The organism is Streptomyces sp. NPDC002690 (assembly GCF_053592415.1).
Genome location: NZ_JBSFVR010000473.1, coordinates 1 through 4939, shown reverse-complemented (window position 1 = coordinate 4939; position 4939 = coordinate 1). Strand labels below are relative to the sequence as shown.

General features: G+C 70.0%; 4 protein-coding genes and 1 pseudogene. 4 read left to right on the top strand and 1 reads right to left on the bottom strand.

All coding sequences use genetic code 11. The features are described from left to right. Positions 1–191: 191 nt before the first annotated feature. Positions 192–917: pseudogene (locus ACWD3D_RS33545) on the bottom strand (carbamoyltransferase N-terminal domain-containing protein); the annotation flags it as partial. 598 nt (positions 918–1515) lie between these two features. Between ACWD3D_RS33545 and ACWD3D_RS33540 the strand changes: the two are divergent. The 4 genes from ACWD3D_RS33540 to ACWD3D_RS33525 form a co-directional block, all read left to right on the top strand. Then, positions 1516–2745, top strand: coding sequence for a cytochrome P450 (locus tag ACWD3D_RS33540; RefSeq protein WP_451464488.1), 1230 nt, complete (start codon positions 1516–1518; stop codon positions 2743–2745). A 10-nt stretch (positions 2746–2755) separates the two neighbouring features. Next, positions 2756–3142, top strand: coding sequence for an SCP2 sterol-binding domain-containing protein (locus tag ACWD3D_RS33535; protein WP_451464487.1), 387 nt, complete (start codon positions 2756–2758; stop codon positions 3140–3142). A 65-nt stretch (positions 3143–3207) separates the two neighbouring features. Further along, positions 3208–4359 carry a cytochrome P450 gene (locus ACWD3D_RS33530; protein WP_451464486.1) on the top strand — a complete coding sequence of 384 codons (1152 nt, stop codon included), beginning with the start codon at positions 3208–3210 and terminating at the stop codon, positions 4357–4359. Beyond that, the coding region (locus ACWD3D_RS33525; protein ID WP_451464485.1) for a condensation domain-containing protein at positions 4356–4939 on the top strand (584 nt) is incomplete at its 3' end. The genes ACWD3D_RS33530 and ACWD3D_RS33525, both read left to right, overlap by 4 nt.

The window sequence follows — 4939 nt, the reverse complement described above, 5'->3', positions numbered from 1 at the left end:
GGTGACGCCCTGGTAGAACGGCGGGCCGACCGCCAACCGGGTTCCGATCAGACGGCGTTCGTCCAGGTGGCGGGTGATGCGCTCCAACAACGCCTGCGCGGCCCCAGCAGCCGCTCCAGTTCGGCGAGCGCCGGCCGGTAGGTCTCCTTGTCGAGGACGGTGACGTTCTCCAGCAGGATCGGGACGCGGTAGGTCCCGTCCGCGGCGAACTCCACCAGGCGGTCCAGGACGCGGCGGTACCGGCTCGCGTCGCCGTGCGGGGCGAGGCCCATCACCTTGTACTCGCCGTCGCCGAAGCGGAAGCCCAGGTAGAGCGTGAAGAGGCCGTAGAGCAGCCCGAGCGAGTCGTGCGCGGCGATCTCGCGTACGGTCTCGAAGCCGTCGGGGCCCGCGGCCAGCACGGTGGCCGAGTGGCGCTCGCCCAGCCCGTCGGAGACCAGCACCAGGGCGCGGTCGAATCCGCTGGGGAGGTAGGCGCCTGCGGCGTGGGCCAGGTGGTGCGGCACCGGCAGGAAACGGCCGCCGAGTTCCGTGCCGAGCGCCTTCTCCGCGACGGTCCGGTTGGCCTCAGGGGCGAGCACTTCGCGGTAGAGGTCGTCGTAGTAGCCCTGCTGCCCGAGGTAGAAGTCGCGCTCGGGCCCGTAGGAGAAGCAGTGGGCGACCAGGTCGAGGTCGTCGGGGCCGATGCCGGCCTCCGACAGGCAGAAGTGCGCGGCCGCCGCGGGGAAGGCCTCGGAGTGCTTCAGCCCGTCGAACCGCTCTTCGGCCGCCGCCGCGGCCACCCGGCCGCCGACGACCAGGCCGGCCGCCGCGTCGGCCCCCTGGAAGATCGCGTACTCGCTCTCCGCGAGCCCGGGAAGCCGGTCGCGCTTTAACCTGCGGGCCCCGTCCAGTCCGCTGAAACCGAGAACACGCATCCGAGCGGTGCTCATCGCCTACCCCTCCCCAGGGTCAATGGCTTCAATCCAAACATTGGACACACAACCAATGGCCGTTGGTGCGAAGAAACTGCCCGCACTGAATCAGAATCGTCATTCGGTGGGAGGCGCGGCCAACTGTAGGTCGGCCCCCGGGAAACTGTCAACGATCACGGAATGTGGTCACTGGCGAATCCCGAGTGTCCGTTTTGGGTGCCTCCGATAAGGTTGCGGAAGGGATAAGAATTCCAATACCAAGGTTTTGCCATTCCTTTGGGGTTCACGGACCGGGCGGGTTCTGGCATCTGATCGTGCAGGTCCAGGGGTCGGAACTGCCCCGTGTCGCAGGGGCCTTGGTGGCCCGTCACGTCTTGACAGTGCCACGGCGACACGTAAATCTACTGAAGTTCTGACACGGGTCCGGTGTGCCCCGGCGACGCTGCTGCGGCACTGAAATACCCACTATTGCGGAAGCTGTGGCATACGGAAGCGGCGGGTCGAGATTCCCCGTCATCCGGTCACCGCAAGGCACGGCTTTTCCCTACCTTCCCGTCGTGTTTCGTACGCGACCAGATAGACCGAGTGAGGGCCAGCTGCAATGACCGATACCGAAATGTCGGCCGGTGAATTCGTCAAGGACGAGCGGTACGACAGGTTCCACAAGCGTGGTGAACCCGTCACCTGGTGGGACTACCAGGGCGGTCGGTGGCTCGTGACCGGCTACGAGGCCGTCTGCGCGGCGGCCAAGGACCCCGAGACCTTCGCGTCACGCCACGAGATGCCCAACGGGGCGAGCCCGTACTCGGGCGTGATGGTGCCGGCCACCCCGGTGCGCGCGGTGCCGATCGAGATCGACCCTCCGCTCCACCAGGAGTACCGCAAGCTGCTCAACTCCCGTTTCTCGCCCACCGCCGTGCGCAAGATGGGCCCCCGCTTCCTGGAGTTCACCACCTGGTGCATCGACAGGTGGATCGAGACCGGCCGCGCCGACCTGTTCCACGGCCTCGCCAAACTGGTCCCCGCGATGACCACCCTGGACCTGCTCGGCCTGCCCGTCGAGGACGCCGAGATATTCGCCGACGCGGTGCACGTACGCGGCGAGGACCGCTTCACCCTCAACGACGCCTGGTCGCGGCTGCTCAGCAGGACCACCGAGACCATCGTCGCGCGCCGCGCGGACCCCAAGGACGACCTGGTCTCGCACTTGCTCGCCGCCGAGGTCGCGGGCCGCAAGTTCACCGACATGGAACTGGTGGAGATCTGCTTCACCTTCGTCATCGGCGGCATGGCCACCACCGCCCGGCTCGCCCTGGGCGCGCTGTCCTACCTCGGCGCCCACCCCGACCGGCGCGCGGCCATCGTCGAGGACCCCTCCCGGCTCCCCGCCGCGATGGAGGAGTTCCTGCGCTACTACAGCCCGGTGCCCTTCCTGTCCCGCACCGCGACCAAGGACGTCTGCTTCTACGGCAAGGACATCAAGGAGGGCGACCGCGTCGCCATCGGCTACGCCCCCGCCAACCGCGACCCCGAGGTCTTCGACGAGCCGGCGGAGATCGTGCTGGACCGCCTGCCGAACCGGCACGTCGCGCTGGGCCAGGGCATCCACTTCTGCATCGGCGGCGGCCTCGGCAAGGCGGAGGCGACCACCATGGTCGAGCAGGTGCTCAAGCGCATCCCCGACTACCGCATCAGCTCCAAGAGCCTGTCGGTCGACGTCGACCAGCCGAACAACTGGGAGGCCCGGGTCTCCCGCGGCCTGCACATCGAGTTCACCCCGGGCGAGCGGATCGGCGGCACCTCGTCCTTCAACCTCACGTCCCTCTCCTAGGCGCAGCGGCATGAGACTGCTCTCGGCGGAATGGATCGCCGAGCGGCTGCGGCTCGGCTCCGCCCTGCCCGCGGCGCCCGGGGCCACCGCCCTCGTCCAGCACGTGGTCGAGGAGGGGCCGGACGGAACGGTCGAGTACTACGACGACATACGGGACGGCCGGCTGGCCGACAGCGCGCTCGGCCGGCACCCCGCCCCGCAGGCCGTGATCAATTACCGCTGGCCGGTCGAACTCGCCATGCTGCGCGGCGAGCTCGACCCGGTCGGCGGCGTGCTGAGCGGCCGCATCCTGATCGACGGGGACATGAACAGCCTGCTGCCCCTGGTACCGGTGCTGCGGACCTCGGCCGCCATCGACGTCCAGCGCGCCCTCGACGGCCTTCTCGACCCGTCGTGACGCCACCGCACCGACAACAGGACGGAGAGCCCGCCGTGGACACACGACCGACCGTGACCTTCCCCATGCCGAGAAGCAACCCCTTCGACCCACCGCCCGGCTACACCGCCCTGCAGGACCAGGAGCCGCTGACGCTCGCCCGGATGACGGTCGGCAAGCGGCAGGACGTGTGGCTGGTCACCCGCTACGAGGAGGCGCGGGCGATCCTCGCCGACACCGCCCGCTTCAGCTCCGACTCGCGCGACCCCGGCTACCCGCTGGTCCGCGCGTTCAGCCGGATGATCCGCGACGACCCGCCGGAGCACACCCACTTCCGGCAGATGCTCACCTCGGAGTTCCTCGGCCGCCGCATCACCGCGCTGCAGGACGACGTCCAGCGGCTCACCGACGAACTGCTGGACGGCATCGCCGCCCGCGAGCAGCCCGTCGACCTGGTCAAGGCACTCGCCATGCCGCTGCCGTCGCTGGTCATCTGCCGCCTGCTGGGCGTGCCGTACGACGAGCACGAGTACCTCCAGCAGCGCACCGCCGCCGCGCTCAGCAAGGAGTCCACCTCCCGCCAGATCGACCAGGCCATCGACGACCTGGGCGACTACCTGGAGAAGGTCGTCCGCACCAAGATGGACGCCCCCACCGACGACCTGCTCAGCAGGTTCGTGGTCGGCCAGGTCCAGTCCGGGCAGTGCCGCTACGAGGACGCGGTCGACATCGCCCGGCTGCTGCTGGTCGCCGGGCACGTCACCACCGTGAACATGATCGGCCTGGGCGTCCTGACCCTGCTCCAGCACCCCGGCCAGCTCGACGAATTGCGCCGCGACCCGGCGCTCGTCGGTGGCGCGGTGGACGAGCTGCTGCGCTACCTGTCGATCACCGGCGGCGTCGCCAGGGTCGCGACCGAGGACGTCGAGATCGCCGGCCGGCTCATCCGTGCCGGGCAGGGCGTCCTGGTACTGCACTCGGTGGCCAACCGAGACCCCCGCGAATTCCCCGACCCGGACCGCTTCGACATCCACCGCGACGCCCGCCGCCACCTCGCCTTCGGTCACGGCGCGCACCTGTGCATCGGAATGCTGCTGGCCAGGATGGAGATGCGCGTCGTGCTGAGTACCCTGCTGCGGCGCTTCCCCGGGCTGCGTCCCGCGGTCCCCGCGGACGAGATCCCCTTCCGGCACGAGATGCGGATCTACGGCATCCACGAGCTCCCGGTCCTTCTGTGAGCGCGGCCCCGGCCCCGGCCGGGCCCGCCACGGCACATCCGCTCACCCTGGAGCAGCGGATGGGCCTCAGCCGGGACAAGATCCGCCGCTGGCGCCTCACGCACAGCTGGCGCATCCGCGGCCCGTTGGACGCGGACCGCCTCCGGGCCGCGCTGGCCCTCGTCGTCGAGCGCCACGACCCGCTGCGGATGCGGCTGGTGCGCACACCGGACGGCATCCGGCAGAGCTTCGCGCCCGCCACGACCGCGCACCCCTGGTTCGGCCGCTCCACGGTGACGCCGGGCGGGCTGGCCGCCGCCGTCGCGGAGGCGGCCGGGCACCGGCTCGACCTGTTCGGTACCGGGCCACTGCGCGCCGACCTGCTGGCGGCCGCGCCGGACGACCACGTACTCGTCCTGACGATCCATCACATGGCGTGGGACGCCTGGTCGGCCGGTGTCCTGTGGCGCGACCTGTGGACGGCGTACGCGGCGAACTCCGGTGATCTCTTGGCTCCGCGGGGCGCGACAAAGGTGAGTTCTCCGGGCTTAGGCATGGTTCTTCCAGTGTCGCAGACGCGACGGGAAGGGCCCGCCGTCCT